We start from the raw sequence: 15,493 nt of genomic DNA, 5'->3' as shown, positions 1-15,493 counted from the left end.
AATCGGTTACTTCGATTTTACGTAAAATATAAAAAGAGGATTTACTGTTGCTTTAATGGGCGTTTTGGAAGGTATGACAGGTGTTTAAGTGGCTTATTTGGAGAGGTAGCAGCTTACCTTTATTAATGCATCGTGTTTTGCAGCTTTTCTATATTATGAACTAAGCAATACAGTTGCCATTGGGCATTCACTTTCGTTTGACCGCGTAAGGTCAATTTATTCATGCCTTTGTTAACTGTAATATTCCGCTGTTTATTTAAAGGAAAGCAGGTTCTATACAGCCAAGTCGTTTGCCATTCCGTCAATAAAAAGCTGCCGTCGCCCCATTGGGCTGTCTATTTTGACCTTCATTTTGTCGATATAGCTTAGCTTTTTACGCGATTCATCATTTTTAAACTGAACTTGCCGTCCTGTTTTTATAGGTGGCTTTCGCATACATTGCTGTTGCAGTGGGCATACCTTGCAATCTTTTAAGTAACCGCAGAATCGGGTATATTTTTGGTTGTGGCTGTTTACATTTATACCGCTTCGCCACATTTCATTGCCTGCGGGACAGCGGCAGGTTTGTGTCGTCTCATCATAATGGAAGTCGTCTGAGGTAAATAACCGTGGCTTGCCTTTACTGCGTTTTAGTCGGCGCTTTTCTTGCTCTGTCTCATAGGTTTCACTTTCTTTAAACAGCGGATTTCGTTTTCTAAATTGGTTATCCGCAATGTAAGTATCAAAGCCACTTTTCGCCATAAACTCAAGATTCACTTCGCTGTTAAACCCACTGTCTGCGGTAAACTTTATGGTGTGATTATCTGCTTCTTTTTTTGTATTGAGCTTAGTGAGCTGTTGTTTTAATTGCTTAACCGCTGGCTGTAAGGTTTGTTGCTCACCCACCGAGCCCCATGTCTGTGCTTGCAGTATAATTTGATGTTTATCGTCATTTATCGCTATCCCGTTGTAGCCTTGGATTGTACCTTTTGACGTGGTCATTTTCGCGCTATCGGGGTCGGTAATATTACTTTTAATGGGCTTGCCTTTGCTGCCCGTTTTTTCCTCGTGGGTCGCTAAGAACGCCGTGATTTTATCTGCACTTTTATCCAGCTTTTCTTTTTGCTTTAAATCCTGTGTTATCAACTCTTCGCTCAGGCTATCTTGTGATTGGTGACGTTCGATAATACGTTTACTCGCGCGTTCTAGTTTTGCTTTTTTACGCCCTAGCTCATCGAATGTGCCGCTCCATTCTTTACTCGCATTCGATTTCAATTTGCATCCATCAATGGCAAACATGTTGCGACCTATCAAGCCTTCTTCGTCGCATATCATCAGTACTTGCGTAAACAACGATTCAATCTGTTCGTGCATTTTGGCCACGAATCCCGCTACCGATGTGTAATGAGGTTGAATATCACCCGACACACTCATGAACAAAATATTCGTCTCACACGCCTTAGCAATACGGCGGCTGCTGATCAAACCATGTGCATAGCCGAGTAAAATAATTTTTAGCATCACTGAAGGCGGATACGCAGCTGCGCCCGTTTTATCATTGTTATACCACGCATCAAAGCCCGACAAATCGAGTTTATTTTCGACAATATAACAAAGCGCATACTCAAATGTACCTGGCAATATTTGCTCAGCAAAATTGATTGGAATGAATTTATTTTGGCAGGATAAGTCAGGCTTGTAGTTGGCCATAACGGTTTACCGTGGGTGAATAATATCTATTAGATCACAGTAACCCTGTGGGTTAAAGGTTAAAAAACAATCAAGTGAAATGTGTAGAACCAGTTCCTAAAAAGAGTAATTCTACAACCTCAAGGCCCGCATAATGCCATGTGCTGCGCTATATCTTCTTCATATTTATCACCACCGTTACGAAGCCGTTCAGTAATGCGCTTTGCGTAAACCTGCAAGTCAGGCTCTAGCTGCCCTGTTTCTTTAATAATTGAGTCGTCTTTAAACCATTTTCGAAAATCTTCTAAGCTCTCAAGCGTTAATTCCGCTTCTTGTTTTGATTCGACTCTCGACTCTGCGCTAGATGCTTTTAGCCGCTCCCATAACAAATATACCGACATACCCAAATAGGCAGCTGCTATAAATAAAAACACCCAGAATGCTTGTTCTACCTCAACTAGGTTTATTGCTGAAAATAAATAAAATACTGATACCGCGCACAGTACCGCTGAAAATACAGGCTTTTCTGTGTACAGTTTTGTTTGATAGATAGTAGTCGCTGCAATAGCTAAAAAGCTCAGTACTATAAATTTAAGAGCACCAAAGGTTTGGGCAATTAGTTGCTCTATTGCTTTATCTGAATACGTTGAATACACATAACTGACAATGAAAAGTAATCCAAACAATACACTTAGAGTCACCGGTGGATATCGCCAGTTAAACCCAATACTGCGCTTGGCGTGGGAGATATAAAACTTATCCAGCATTAACTTGATGCCAATGCCTGTTAGAAAAGCAAAGCTATAATGCAGCACAGGGCTCGCGTGTAAAATACTGCCCCACTTCATATAGGCTTGTTGTACAAAACTGACGTTACTTAAAAATACCGTAATCGCGACCGCGGTAATTGCGCACAATAAAAGTGATAACCAACGCTGGGCTGGAATAGGAAGAAACTGCGACAATTTAATATCCTTATAAGTAAACAAGTTAAAGTGATACAACCAGCCCAGTCTATACTTAATCACTTAAAATTAGAAACAACGAGTAACTACATACATTAAATAAAGATTTAACCCTCAGTGTTTTGTAGATCGGGATTTATTCCGTCACATTGTCAGGCTAAAGCCTGACCTACAAAATGTGAAACCGTAAGCTTTAGCCATGAAACATTCCTCTATCTAAAAAGCCACTCGTAAAACCAGCTATTGTGCTTTAACATTCGTGGTTCAATTAATTGATTCTACGGGAAGAAGTAATGACAACGACTGAAAGTGCGATTGATTCAGCCTATCAAGCGCAAATTAAAAATATCTATAATGCGTTAAGCCAAGCTGTACTGGCAGCGAATGGTGATGCAGATGCGATTAGCGCTGCTGAAACAAGCTTTAAAAAAGGCCTAGCCTTTGCCGCTGATATTAGAGGTCGTGCCCTAGCTGCAATAGCATAAAATAAAAAGCCCTGTAAGTTTGCACCTACAGGCTTTTTACATGAGCCTTTCAACTGGCAAACTGCTTCAAGCAACAAAGCCATAAATCAAAGCAGCTACCGCTAATAAGCCTACCGCTAACACGAACAAGGTGCTAAAACGGCCACGGTATTTTTGTAATGCTGGAACTTTATAAACAGCAATCATTGGCATGATGAATAATATCATCGCAATAATCGGCCCTGATAGTTGGTCCATCATATCTAAGATACTTGGGTTTTTAACAGCACAAAACCAAATAGCAAAGAACATGATAGCAACACCAATTTTGTCAGCGTTTTTCAGCGACAAACTTGTTTGTTTAGTAACAAGCCCATTAAAGCTTTCTCTTGCTCCTAAAAAATGACCTAAGAAAGATGAAGTGATAGCAATAAACGCGACTAGCGGGCCAAAGGTGGCAATAAATGAATTGTCTGTCACATTCGCTAGGTAAGATAACACTGAAACGTTCTGTGCTTTAGCTTGCAGCATTTGCTCTGGCGTTAAAGAGAGTACACAGGAGAATACAAATAACAACACAAATACAATTAGTAGTAAGCTAGTTCGCTTTAAAATCGCTTCAGACTTAGCTGTTGCTTGCTTACCATAATGACCTCGTTGTACGTTTACAAAGCTTGAGATCGCCGCTGCGTGGCTAAATGAGAACACTATTATAGGAATTGACAGCCATAGTGTTTTACTAAAGCCTACAAACTCAGGAAAGGCCATATCGGGTACTTGCCAACTAGGGATTAGATACAAAGATAGAAACAATAAAATCCCGACTAACGGATACACTAAAATAGCAAAAGCACGCAACATTAGCCTTTCACCACCGAGCATCAAGCTGATCATACTGGCAACTAAAACTCCTGAAAGCAATACTCTAGAAGGTGCTTCCATACCTAATTGGTTTACCATAAAACTATCAACCGTATTGGTTAGGCCAACACCATAGATCAGTAAAATTGGAAATATTGATAAAAAATACAATAATGAAATTAATCTACCAGCATTCACACCAAAATGCTCTTCAACCACATCGGTAAAATCTGCATCTTTGCTCTTTGATGACAATACAAAACGCGCTAAGCCGCGGTGGGCTAAAAATGTCATCGGCAACGCTAAGCACGCTAAAATGATCAGCGGCCAAAAGCCACCAATACCAATATTAATTGGTAAAAATAAAATACCGGCACCGACTGCAGTACCAAAAAGACTCAACACCCATTGGGTATCATGAAAGTTCCATTTCGATTTACTTGTTGTCACTGCGTCAAACTGCACAGCATCAGTGGAAGAGTTCATGCACTTCACCTATTAGTATAATAATTTGGCAAGAGCATATAGAAATCAACACATTATTTCAGTTTTTGGCGACATAATTAACTAAATATTACAGCCTATTTTGTAATTACTGAGTTACTTACTGTCATGAATTTGAAACAGTCATAAAATCAAAATTCATTAGCTGATAGAGGAAATAAATTTTCGAGTTTTCAAGCTTAGAAAATGGCAGTACACACATGTCAAAGGTTAACACTGCGCTGCTGACGGCTCAAAGCCATTAGCTTTCCTACAGACGTAAAAAAGCCCGACTATTGCTAGTCGGGCTTTCTCAATTTAGATCCTGGCAATGTCGTGGTGCCTACAGCGGTAGAGAGCCACATAGCAAATGTATAGAGTAGGCTTTAGGCTCTTATACCAATCTGCCAAATTATGTGATCTAATTAGCACACTGATACTTATCTACTTTTACTAAATTGAACTTAGAAAAATCCAAGCAACTTTTAGCTTTATCACGTAAAGAGCCTAATGCAAGAAAGCGCATACGCCTGCTTGCTGTTTCATTATTCTTTGAGGGTGAAAACAAAACGAATATTGCTAAGCGCCTAAATACAGCGCGCGGCAGTCTCAATAAATGGGTTTCAAACTACCTTAACAATGGCGTTGCTGGCTTGAACAACAAACCGATTAAAGGTCGTCCAGCTAAATTAACCTCACAACAACTAAATACACTGTCAGATTATGTAAAACAGTCAGCAAGTTCTTCAGAAGGAGGCAGACTAATGGGGGAAGATATTGCTCAGTATATTTATGACCAGTTCAACATAAGATATCACACCGATCATATTTACAAACTGCTCAAGAAGCGTGGGTTTAGCTGGATCACAAGCCGTTCTAAGCACCCAAAGCAGTCAAAAGAAAGCCAAGAGGCTTTTAAAAAAGTTCCAAGTGGAAACGATCCTTCACACCCCAGGACATCTCCCTTTAGAGCGCATTGATGTTTGGTTTCAAGATGAAGCACGGTTTGGACAACAGAATCAAACAACACGCTTATGGGCTGAAACAGGCTCGAGGCCTCGCGCAACAAAACAACAGCAGTTTGAGTATGGATACTTATTGTTACCAGCAATGCAAAAATGATCCACTTCAACAATTGAAATCTGATCCAGTTAACTTAACACTGGTGCTTTTGGATAAGCACCATGATTTCAAAAGAAGAGTTCATGAAAATAAAAGTCTTAGCCATGCAAGGCATGTCTCAACGAGCCATCGCTAAACAATTGGCCATATCGCGCAACACCGTTAAAAAATACCTTCAAGGTGACTTTGACGAGCCGCATTATGCTACTCGTAAAACGGGTATTTCAAAATTAGAGGCATTTAAACCGTATTTACATTCTCGATTAGCTAAAGCCGCTCCAATACATTTATCAGCCGTTGTTTTACTCAGAGAAATTAAAGAGCAAGGCTATACCGGAGAAATATCGTTACTACGCCAGTACTTGTATCAATATCGAGGTAGCGTTGAACCCCAACCCATTATTCGCTTTGAAACAGAAGCGGGCAAACAAATGCAAGTTGATTGGGGCCAAATGCGAGGTGGGAAATCACCACTGCACGCCTTTGTCGCTGTTTTAGGCTTCAGCCGTGCATTGTTTGTCGCAATCACTGATAACATGCGCTATGAAACACTCGAAGCGTGTCATCGCCAAGCCTTTGAGTATTTCCAAGGCATTCCACAGCAAGTGTGGTATGACAATATGAAAACAGTGGTAATAGAGCGTGATGCTTACGGTGAAGGCAAACATCGCTTTAATCAATGCTTTTATCAATTTAGTAAAGAAATGGGGTTCATTCCAAAGCTCTGTAAACCCTACCGCCCACAAACAAAAGGGAAAGTAGAGCGAATGGTGCGCTATGTGCGCGATAACTTTTATCAGCCATTAGCCACTAAATTATTTGCCCTTGAACTTACTTTGGACGTTGAAACAGCCAATGTTGAAGTCATTAACTGGTTGAACACAGTGGCTAACCAGCGCATTCACGACACAATAAAAGTAAAGCCCGCAGATAGATTAAAAGAAGAGCAAGCGTACCTACAACCTTTACCCCCGCTCCAACCTGTTGCACCACCACAGCCGGCAGAAGTGGCTATACCTGTATTTGATATGTCCTTCGAGACTCACCCGTTACATCATGACTTAAACATTTACGCGCAATTCTCGGAGGCACTATGAACTTGCAACTCGCACGCTTACATGAACTAACGGAGGAGCTGCAACTCGCCGGTGTTGAAACAAATGCAACAGCGCTAGCGCAGCAAGCAGCAAAAGAGGAATGGGATTATTTACAGTTCTTAGAGCGCGTACTGCAAGGTGAGCAGGCGTACCGGCACCAACGTAAACAGGTTATGTTTACGCGTATGGCTGGATTTGCGTCATTAAAATCGCTTGAGGAGTTTGACTTTACGTTTGCCACCGGTGTGCCCAAAAAACAAGTTAACGAGCTTGCCACACTCTCGTTTATTGAACGAAAAGAAAACGTCGTTCTGCTCGGGCCATCAGGTGTAGGCAAAACACATATTGCCAGTGCGCTAGGTTACAAGGCAGTGCAAGCAGGCTTAAAAACCCGCTTTATTAGCGCGTCTGATTTAATATTGCAATTAACCACAGCGCAACGTCAAGATAAGTATAAACAAGTGATGCAGCGCTCAGTTCTGGCACCCAGGCTACTAATAATTGATGAAATAGGCTATTTACCGTTTAGTGCTCAGGAATCTAAATTATTGTTTGATGTCATTGCAAAGCGTTATGAAAAAGGAGCGGTCATACTCACCAGTAACCTCCCATTTGGACAATGGGGGAGCATTTTTGCGAATGACACAGCGTTAACATCAGCGATGTTAGATAGAATTTTACACCACTCACATATTGTTCAAATTAAGGGGGAAAGTTATAGGATCAAAGAAAAGAAACAAGCCGGATTAATGGAAAACCTTAATAAATAGTGGATCATTATTCAAATGGTGGAGTGGATCACTTTTCGGTTGTTGTTGACAACTTATTTGGTGCAGTCTGCCCAAGTAATGGTAAAACAGAAGCGCTGATCAGCCCTATCGTCAATAAAGAGGTCATGACGCAACACATGGAATTAATATCAAAAGCCACGGAGGCAGGACGTCATGCGGTCGTGATCGTTGATGGCGCTGGTTGGCATACTATTGATACGGTACAACCATTCAATAATGTCACGCTAATAAAACTTCCGGCTTACTCCCCGGAGTTAAATCCAATAGAGCAAGTATGGAGTTGGATACGGCAACACTGTCTATCTAATCGTGTGTTTAGTGGTTATGAAGAAATAGTCGAACAGGTTTCGCAAGCGTGGAATAAATTCATTTCCGTTCCTGATACGGTTAAAAGCATATGCTCTAGAGACTGGATAAAATTGACTTAATCTTTATGCAGATTGGTATTATTCTTTTCCTTTAACCTATTTTTCACCTTGAACCTTCTTTTTACTTTATGCCAGACAACAAAAAACCCGTCACATCGCTGTAACGGGTTTCTCAATTTGGAGCCTGGCAATGTCCTACTTTCACATAGCAAATGCTACACTATCATCGGCGCTGTTTCGTTTCACTACTGAGTTCGGCATGGGGTCAGGTGGGTCCAAAACGCTATTGTTACCAAGCAAATAGGGTGCAAAGGAGTAATGACAAAGCACGTAGTGCCTACATTTCCTTTGCGCAAGGTGCCTCAACTTTAACGCTACGCGCTAAGAGTCACCTCATAAATTTGGAATTCTGATAATAAAGTTTTCAGTAAATCTACTTTAGTCTATTAACTTCTTGCGCTATCAACTATCACATAAAACGCGTTTGGCGTTGTATGGTTAAGCCTCACGGGTAATTAGTACAAGTTAGCTTAACATATCACTATGCTTCCACATCTTGCCTATCAACGTTGTAGTCTTCAACGGCCCTTCAGAGACTTTAAAAGTCTAGTGAGAACTCATCTCGAGGCCTGCTTCGCGCTTAGATGCTTTCAGCGCTTATCAGTTCCGAACGTAGCTACCGGGCAATGCCATTGGCATGACAACCCGAACACCAGCGGTTCGTTCACTCCGGTCCTCTCGTACTAGGAGCAACCCCTCTCAATTCTCAAACGCCCACGGCAGATAGGGACCGAACTGTCTCACGACGTTCTAAACCCAGCTCGCGTACCACTTTAAATGGCGAACAGCCATACCCTTGGGACCGACTTCAGCCCCAGGATGTGATGAGCCGACATCGAGGTGCCAAACACCGCCGTCGATATGAACTCTTGGGCGGTATCAGCCTGTTATCCCCGGAGTACCTTTTATCCGTTGAGCGATGGCCCTTCCATTCAGAACCACCGGATCACTATGACCTACTTTCGTACCTGCTCGACGTGTCTGTCTCGCAGTTAAGCTGGCTTCTACCATTACACTAACCGTACGATGTCCGACCGTACTTAGCCAACCTTCGTGCTCCTCCGTTACTCTTTGGGAGGAGACCGCCCCAGTCAAACTACCCACCAGGCACTGTCCGTAACCCCGATTCAGGGGCCAACGTTAGAACATCAAAACTACAAGGGTGGTATTTCAAGGACGACTCCAACAAAACTAGCGTCTCATCTTCTAAGTCTCCCACCTATCCTACACATGTAGGTTCAATGTTCAGTGCCAAGCTGTAGTAAAGGTTCACGGGGTCTTTCCGTCTAGCCGCGGGTACACAGCATCTTCACTGCGATTTCAATTTCACTGAGTCTCGGGTGGAGACAGCGTGGCCATGGTTACACCATTCGTGCAGGTCGGAACTTACCCGACAAGGAATTTCGCTACCTTAGGACCGTTATAGTTACGGCCGCCGTTTACCGGGGCTTCGATCAAGAGCTTCTCCGAAGATAACCCCATCAATTAACCTTCCGGCACCGGGCAGGTGTCACACCGTATACGTCATCTTGCGATTTTGCACAGTGCTGTGTTTTTAATAAACAGTCCCAGCCACCTGGTCACTGCGGCTCCAATCAGCTTAGGGAGTAAATCCCATCACCAATCGGAGCGTACCTTCTCCCGAAGTTACGGTACGATTTTGCCTAGTTCCTTCACCCGAGTTCTCTCAAGCGCCTTAGTATTCTCTACCTGACCACCTGTGTCGGTTTGGGGTACGATTCGGTATAATCTGAAGCTTAGAGGCTTTTCCTGGAAGTATGGCATCAGCAACTTCATCACCTTAGTGACTCGTCTCGTGTCTCAGCCTAACAGCAACCCGGATTTACCTAAGTCACTAGCCTACTCATTTTCACATGGACTACCAACGCCATGCTTGCTTAGCCTGCTCCGTCCCCCCATCGCAATTATACCAAGTACGGAAATATTAATCCGTTTCCCATCGACTACGCCTTTCGGCCTCGCCTTAGGGGTCGACTTACCCTACCCTGATTAACATGGGATAGGAACCCTTGGTCTTCCGGCGTGCGGGTTTTTCACCCGCATTATCGTTACTCATGTCAGCATTCGCACTTCTGATACGTCCAGCATACCTCCCGGTACACCTTCAACCGCTTACAGAACGCTCCCCTACCACTCAGAATAAATTCTGAATCCGCAGCTTCGGTGCATAGTTTAGCCCCGTTACATCTTCCGCGCAGACCGACTCGACCAGTGAGCTATTACGCTTTCTTTAAAGGATGGCTGCTTCTAAGCCAACCTCCTGGCTGTCTGGGCCTTTCCACATCGTTTCCCACTTAACTATGACTTTGGGACCTTAGCTGGCGGTCTGGGTTGTTTCCCTCTTCACGACGGACGTTAGCACCCGCCGTGTGTCTCCCGGATATTACTTTACGGTATTCGGAGTTTGCAAAGGGTTGGTAAGTCGGGATGACCCCCTAGCCTTAACAGTGCTCTACCCCCGTAAGTATTCGTCCGAGGCTCTACCTAAATAGATTTCGGGGAGAACCAGCTATCTCCCGGTTTGATTAGCCTTTCACTCCTAGCCACAGGTCATCCCCTAACTTTTCAACGTTAGTGGGTTCGGTCCTCCAGTTGATGTTACTCAACCTTCAACCTGCCCATGGCTAGATCACCGGGTTTCGGGTCTATACCTTGCAACTAATCGCCCAGTTAAGACTCGGTTTCCCTACGGCTACCCTATTCGGTTAACCTCGCTACAAAATATAAGTCGCTGACCCATTATACAAAAGGTACGCAGTCACCCAACAAGTGGGCTCCTACTGCTTGTACGTACACGGTTTCAGGTTCTATTTCACTCCCCTCACAGGGGTTCTTTTCGCCTTTCCCTCACGGTACTGGTTCACTATCGGTCAGTTGGGAGTATTTAGCCTTAGATGATGGTCCACCTATATTCAGTCAAAGTTTCACGTGCTCCGACCTACTCGATTTCACTTAAAAGGGATTTTCATGTACGGGACTATCACCCTGTATCGTGGCACTTTCCAGAGCCTTCCATTAACACCAATTAAGCTTAAGGGCTGTTCCGATTTCGCTCGCCGCTACTTTCGGAATCTCGGTTGATTTCTTTTCCTACGGGTACTTAGATGTTTCAGTTCTCCGCGTTCGCCTCGTTAACCTATGTATTCAGTTAACGATACCTGCAAGCAGGTGGGTTTCCCCATTCGGAAATCCTAGTCTCAAGTGCTTTTTACTAGCTTGACTAGGCTTATCGCAAGTTAATACGTCCTTCATCGCCTCCAACTGCCAAGGCATCCACCGTGTACGCTTAGTCACTTAACCATACAACCCAAACGGGTCTTGCTTGGTCTTTGTTACTTATGCTGCCTTGCTTTCTATTTTTGCTTGGTTACATAACACGTTATGCGCCCAGCGACAAAAATATCAGCGGCGTTGCCTAAGTATCAAATCCACGTCGCAATACTAAACAGTAAAGTTTAGTCATACGTTAGTGACAGTTTAACTTCGCCAGAAGTTAATATTGAATACTAAAGTAGATACCAATCAACAAACGTAAAACGTTCATTAAATGGCACTGAATGATACTGCTATCATTCTTTTTTACTTTTGAAAACTCTGTACAAATACACTGTATTTATACGAATTTTATTATCAGCTTTTCCAAATTTTTAAAGAGCAAGAGATACAAAAACCTCTCAAAATTAAACACACTCTATTCTCAGGCGATTATGCTGCCCGATAAAAGAATATTTATTTTTAAGAAGTAAGTGGTGGAGCTAAGCAGGATCGAACTGCTGACCTCCTGCGTGCAAGGCAGGCGCTCTCCCAGCTGAGCTATAGCCCCACATATGCTGGTACTTATTGTTTGATTACCGACTTCGTTGAAGAAGTGGTGGGTCTGAGTAGATTTGAACTACCGACCTCACCCTTATCAGGGGTGCGCTCTAACCAACTGAGCTACAGACCCAAACAATAAGTGTTTGTTCTCTTTACAATAACAATCATCTGTGTGGACACTACGAACAAATAAGTTCTAAATCGTATAAGGAGGTGATCCAGCCCCAGGTTCCCCTAGGGCTACCTTGTTACGACTTCACCCCAGTCATGAATCACTCCGTGGTAAACGTCCTCCCGAGGGTTAGACTATCTACTTCTGGAGCAACCCACTCCCATGGTGTGACGGGCGGTGTGTACAAGGCCCGGGAACGTATTCACCGCGTCATTCTGATACGCGATTACTAGCGATTCCGACTTCATGGAGTCGAGTTGCAGACTCCAATCCGGACTACGACGCACTTTAAGTGATTCGCTTACTCTCGCGAGTTCGCAGCACTCTGTATGCGCCATTGTAGCACGTGTGTAGCCCTACACGTAAGGGCCATGATGACTTGACGTCGTCCCCACCTTCCTCCGGTTTATCACCGGCAGTCTCCTTAGAGTTCTCAGCATTACCTGCTAGCAACTAAGGATAGGGGTTGCGCTCGTTGCGGGACTTAACCCAACATCTCACAACACGAGCTGACGACAGCCATGCAGCACCTGTATCAGAGTTCCCGAAGGCACCAAACTATCTCTAGTAAGTTCTCTGTATGTCAAGTGTAGGTAAGGTTCTTCGCGTTGCATCGAATTAAACCACATGCTCCACCGCTTGTGCGGGCCCCCGTCAATTCATTTGAGTTTTAACCTTGCGGCCGTACTCCCCAGGCGGTCTACTTAATGCGTTAGCTTTGAAAAACAGAACCGAGGCTCCGAGCTTCTAGTAGACATCGTTTACGGCGTGGACTACCAGGGTATCTAATCCTGTTTGCTCCCCACGCTTTCGTACATGAGCGTCAGTGTTGACCCAGGTGGCTGCCTTCGCCATCGGTATTCCTTCAGATCTCTACGCATTTCACCGCTACACCTGAAATTCTACCACCCTCTATCACACTCTAGTTTGCCAGTTCGAAATGCAGTTCCCAGGTTGAGCCCGGGGCTTTCACATCTCGCTTAACAAACCGCCTGCGTACGCTTTACGCCCAGTAATTCCGATTAACGCTCGCACCCTCCGTATTACCGCGGCTGCTGGCACGGAGTTAGCCGGTGCTTCTTCTGTAAGTAACGTCACAGATAGCCTCTATTAAAGACTACCCTTTCCTCCTTACTGAAAGTGCTTTACAACCCGAAGGCCTTCTTCACACACGCGGCATGGCTGCATCAGGCTTGCGCCCATTGTGCAATATTCCCCACTGCTGCCTCCCGTAGGAGTCTGGGCCGTGTCTCAGTCCCAGTGTGGCTGATCATCCTCTCAAACCAGCTAGGGATCGTTGCCTTGGTAAGCCATTACCTTACCAACTAGCTAATCCCACTTGGGCTAATCTTTTGGCGTGAGGCCCGAAGGTCCCCCACTTTGGTCCGTAGACATTATGCGGTATTAGCAGTCGTTTCCAACTGTTGTCCCCCACCAAAAGGCATATTCCCAAGCATTACTCACCCGTCCGCCGCTCGTCAGCAAAGTAGCAAGCTACTTTCTGTTACCGCTCGACTTGCATGTGTTAGGCCTGCCGCCAGCGTTCAATCTGAGCCATGATCAAACTCTTCAATTAAAAGTTTTTTGTCTTTCGACAGCTCAATGAATTCTGAATTTATTTAATATCTTTCGATATTGAATTGACTGTGCCGAAGCAACTTATAAATAAGTTACTTCTGTTGGTCACTCAGTTTCAATTGAGACTCTAAATTTTTTGCCTTGCTTAGCGAACTAAGCTCGGCTGTTAGAACTCAATCTGTACGAGTGCCCACACAGATGATTGCTTTATATTGTTAAAGAACGTTGCGACATTGTCGCTAGGGATGCGTATAATACATCCTTTATTTTTCGAGTCAACACTTAGTTTTAAACTTTCTTGCGAATATTTAAAACCGAAGTTTTATTTAACTCTCTGAGTTGTTCGTGCCTCGCTATGCGTTGGCGTTTCCCGTCTCAGTGGGGTCGCATTATAGGGAGATCCAAAAACAGATCAACACTTTTTTTGATCTTTTTTGATTTAATTGACTGTTCGAACAAATTTAGTGCATAAAGGTGGTTTTTAATACAATAAAAGGGCTTTTACAGCCCTTTTGTTACTTAACAATAAACTTCCAACCAGCTTTTGCTTGCTGTTTAGACTCTTGTTGGAGCTCACTTGCCATTAGCGGGTGCGCTTTTAGCCAATCATTTTCAAATATTAGTGTTAGAGCGTCATTATTAACAGTTAATACTAATTTTGGTAATACATCATCTTGGCGACGCATTGATAAGATCACTGCGATCCTAAGCAACCGTGTTACATACTGAGTAAGCTGAGCATGGCAGCCTAAATACTCAAAAACATTCTTTTGCAGATCTGAACGATGTGCATTCGCTACAGCCGCAATAATTTTATGCTCCGATTGTGAAAAGCCTGGCATATCGGTGTTTTCTAAAATATAAGCGGTGTGCTTTTGATATTGCTTATACTCAATTAACAAACCAATCTCATGCAATTGCGCAATCGCTTTTAGTAAAGGCAGGCCACTATTGTTGAATAGTGGCCACTGCTCGCTGACTTGAGCTGCGAGGTGACTGGCGAGTTCTGCAACTCGGTTCGCTTGTTTTTGATCGACATGATAACGGCTCATCAGGCCATCAACAGTGCGCTTTCGAATATCATGATTATGAAACTCAGGGATCATGCTATAAAGCACACCTTCACGAAGTGCGCCTCCTGCTAATCCCATTTTATCAATTTCAAGCGCTTCGAATAAAGCAATTAAAATAGCGAGCCCTGACACAAAAACTAAACGTCTTTCTTCACTAAGCCCAGGTAAATCTAGCTCAGCGATGGTCTCATAGGCGATCGATTGCTTTTTAATTTTATTGAGTTTATCTAAACTCAGTGTTTCATCGAGTGATTGTGCCACCATAATTTCTTGGATAGCTTGTACAGTACCCGATGCACCTGATGCAATCTCCCAACCCGCCACTTTATAACTTGGCGCTATATCATCAATAACTACTCGTGCGGCTTTAATAGCAGCATTGAAATTAGCGTCATTGAGTTTACAGTCTTTAAAGTAACGTTCTAGGTAGGTAACACAGCCCATGTTTAGGCTTTTATAATGTAGTGCGTCGAATCCCTTACCTATAACTACCTCAGTACTGGCACCGCCAATATCTATTACTAGTTGGCGACCACTACATGAAGATGTATGCGCAACGCCTTTATAAATAGTGCGCGCTTCTAGCTCACCACTAATGACATTAATTTTATGCGCAAGGATTTGCTCGGCTTTGATTTTAAATTCATCAGCATTCGTTGCTAAGCGCAAAGTAGCGGTGGCAACAATAGTAATGTTGTTTTTAGGGATATCTTGAAGACGCTCTGCAAATAGTGCGAGACATTCCCAGCCTCGTTGCATTGCTTCTGTGCTCAGTAAATTATCATCATTTAGCCCTGCGGCTAATCTGACTTTGCGTTTAACTCGGCCTATTGTTTGTAAGCCGCCAGCAATTGACTTAGCGATCAACATGTGAAAACTGTTAGATCCTAAATCAATTACTGCATAAACATTTTTTTGCGGTTTAAGTTGCCCCACCGTTCAAAAACCTCTAGT

The 15,493-nt window shown here is 43.5% G+C and carries 7 protein-coding genes, 2 tRNA genes, 3 rRNA genes and 2 pseudogenes; 5 read left to right on the top strand and 9 right to left on the bottom strand.

Annotation, left to right across the window (positions count from 1 at the left end):
* Nucleotides 1-122: 122 nt before the first annotated feature.
* Both PVK79_RS02715 and PVK79_RS02710 read right to left on the bottom strand, forming a co-directional pair.
* Nucleotides 123-1,689: pseudogene (locus tag PVK79_RS02715) on the bottom strand (transposase).
* Between the two features lie 119 nt (nucleotides 1,690-1,808).
* Nucleotides 1,809-2,633, bottom strand: a complete 825-nt coding sequence (locus PVK79_RS02710) for a hypothetical protein (protein ID WP_257325252.1) — start codon at nucleotides 2,631-2,633, stop codon at nucleotides 1,809-1,811.
* A 293-nt stretch (nucleotides 2,634-2,926) separates the two neighbouring features.
* Here PVK79_RS02710 and PVK79_RS02705 point away from each other — a divergent pair, with 293 nt between their 5' ends.
* Nucleotides 2,927-3,118 (top strand): hypothetical protein, encoded by a 192-nt coding sequence (locus tag PVK79_RS02705; RefSeq protein ID WP_257325251.1) that lies wholly within the window; start codon nucleotides 2,927-2,929, stop codon nucleotides 3,116-3,118.
* 66 nt (nucleotides 3,119-3,184) lie between these two features.
* Here the strand turns inward: PVK79_RS02705 and PVK79_RS02700 are convergent, their stop codons facing one another.
* Entirely contained in the window at nucleotides 3,185-4,444 is a 1,260-nt protein-coding gene (locus PVK79_RS02700; RefSeq protein ID WP_257325250.1) for an aromatic amino acid transport family protein, read from the bottom strand.
* Between the two features lie 455 nt (nucleotides 4,445-4,899).
* Here PVK79_RS02700 and PVK79_RS02695 point away from each other — a divergent pair, with 455 nt between their 5' ends.
* The 4 genes and pseudogenes from PVK79_RS02695 to PVK79_RS02680 all read left to right on the top strand — a co-directional run.
* On the top strand, nucleotides 4,900-5,421 hold the full coding sequence (locus PVK79_RS02695) for a helix-turn-helix domain-containing protein (protein WP_257325249.1): 522 nt from the start codon (nucleotides 4,900-4,902) through the stop codon (nucleotides 5,419-5,421).
* A 204-nt stretch (nucleotides 5,422-5,625) separates the two neighbouring features.
* The gene (istA, locus tag PVK79_RS02690) at nucleotides 5,626-6,660 is read left to right on the top strand and encodes an IS21 family transposase (RefSeq protein WP_257324812.1); all 1,035 of its coding nucleotides are present in this window, start codon (nucleotides 5,626-5,628) and stop codon (nucleotides 6,658-6,660) included.
* Nucleotides 6,657-7,430 carry an IS21-like element helper ATPase IstB gene (istB, locus tag PVK79_RS02685; RefSeq protein ID WP_182762799.1) on the top strand — a complete coding sequence of 258 codons (774 nt, stop codon included), beginning with the start codon at nucleotides 6,657-6,659 and terminating at the stop codon, nucleotides 7,428-7,430. The genes istA and istB overlap by 4 nt, the downstream gene beginning before the upstream one ends.
* 53 nt (nucleotides 7,431-7,483) lie before the next feature.
* A pseudogene (locus PVK79_RS02680) lies at nucleotides 7,484-7,879 on the top strand (IS630 family transposase); the annotation flags it as partial.
* A gap of 122 nt (nucleotides 7,880-8,001) precedes the next feature.
* Here PVK79_RS02680 and rrf read toward each other — a convergent pair.
* From rrf to gppA, 6 genes are all read right to left on the bottom strand, one after another.
* Nucleotides 8,002-8,116: ribosomal RNA gene (rrf, locus tag PVK79_RS02675) — 5S ribosomal RNA — on the bottom strand.
* Between the two features lie 197 nt (nucleotides 8,117-8,313).
* Nucleotides 8,314-11,200, bottom strand: a 23S ribosomal RNA gene (locus PVK79_RS02670).
* 447 nt (nucleotides 11,201-11,647) lie between these two features.
* Nucleotides 11,648-11,723: transfer RNA gene (locus PVK79_RS02665), tRNA-Ala, on the bottom strand.
* A gap of 46 nt (nucleotides 11,724-11,769) precedes the next feature.
* Nucleotides 11,770-11,846 (bottom strand) — tRNA-Ile (locus PVK79_RS02660).
* A gap of 76 nt (nucleotides 11,847-11,922) precedes the next feature.
* Nucleotides 11,923-13,464, bottom strand: a 16S ribosomal RNA gene (locus PVK79_RS02655).
* Together the 16S, 23S and 5S rRNA genes with 2 tRNA genes alongside form the textbook arrangement of a ribosomal RNA operon.
* A gap of 517 nt (nucleotides 13,465-13,981) precedes the next feature.
* Entirely contained in the window at nucleotides 13,982-15,475 is a 1,494-nt protein-coding gene (gppA, locus tag PVK79_RS02650) for a guanosine-5'-triphosphate,3'-diphosphate diphosphatase (protein ID WP_145239897.1), read from the bottom strand.
* Between the last annotated feature and the right edge of the window lie 18 nt (nucleotides 15,476-15,493).

Source organism: Pseudoalteromonas rhizosphaerae (genome assembly GCF_028885455.1).
Lineage (GTDB): Bacteria > Pseudomonadota > Gammaproteobacteria > Enterobacterales > Alteromonadaceae > Pseudoalteromonas > Pseudoalteromonas rhizosphaerae.
This window is presented reverse-complemented; position numbering and strand designations above follow the sequence as displayed.

Bases quoted from the DNA above. Each gene is read 5' to 3' on its own strand.
- istA (WP_257324812.1), top strand. From the start codon at position 5,626: ATGATTTCAAAAGAAGAGTTCATGAAAATAAAAGTCTTAGCCATGCAA.
- PVK79_RS02705 (WP_257325251.1), top strand. From the start codon at position 2,927: ATGACAACGACTGAAAGTGCGATTGATTCAGCCTATCAAGCGCAAATT.
- istB (WP_182762799.1), top strand. From the start codon at position 6,657: ATGAACTTGCAACTCGCACGCTTACATGAACTAACGGAGGAGCTGCAA.
- PVK79_RS02700 (WP_257325250.1), bottom strand. From the start codon at position 4,444: ATGAACTCTTCCACTGATGCTGTGCAGTTTGACGCAGTGACAACAAGT.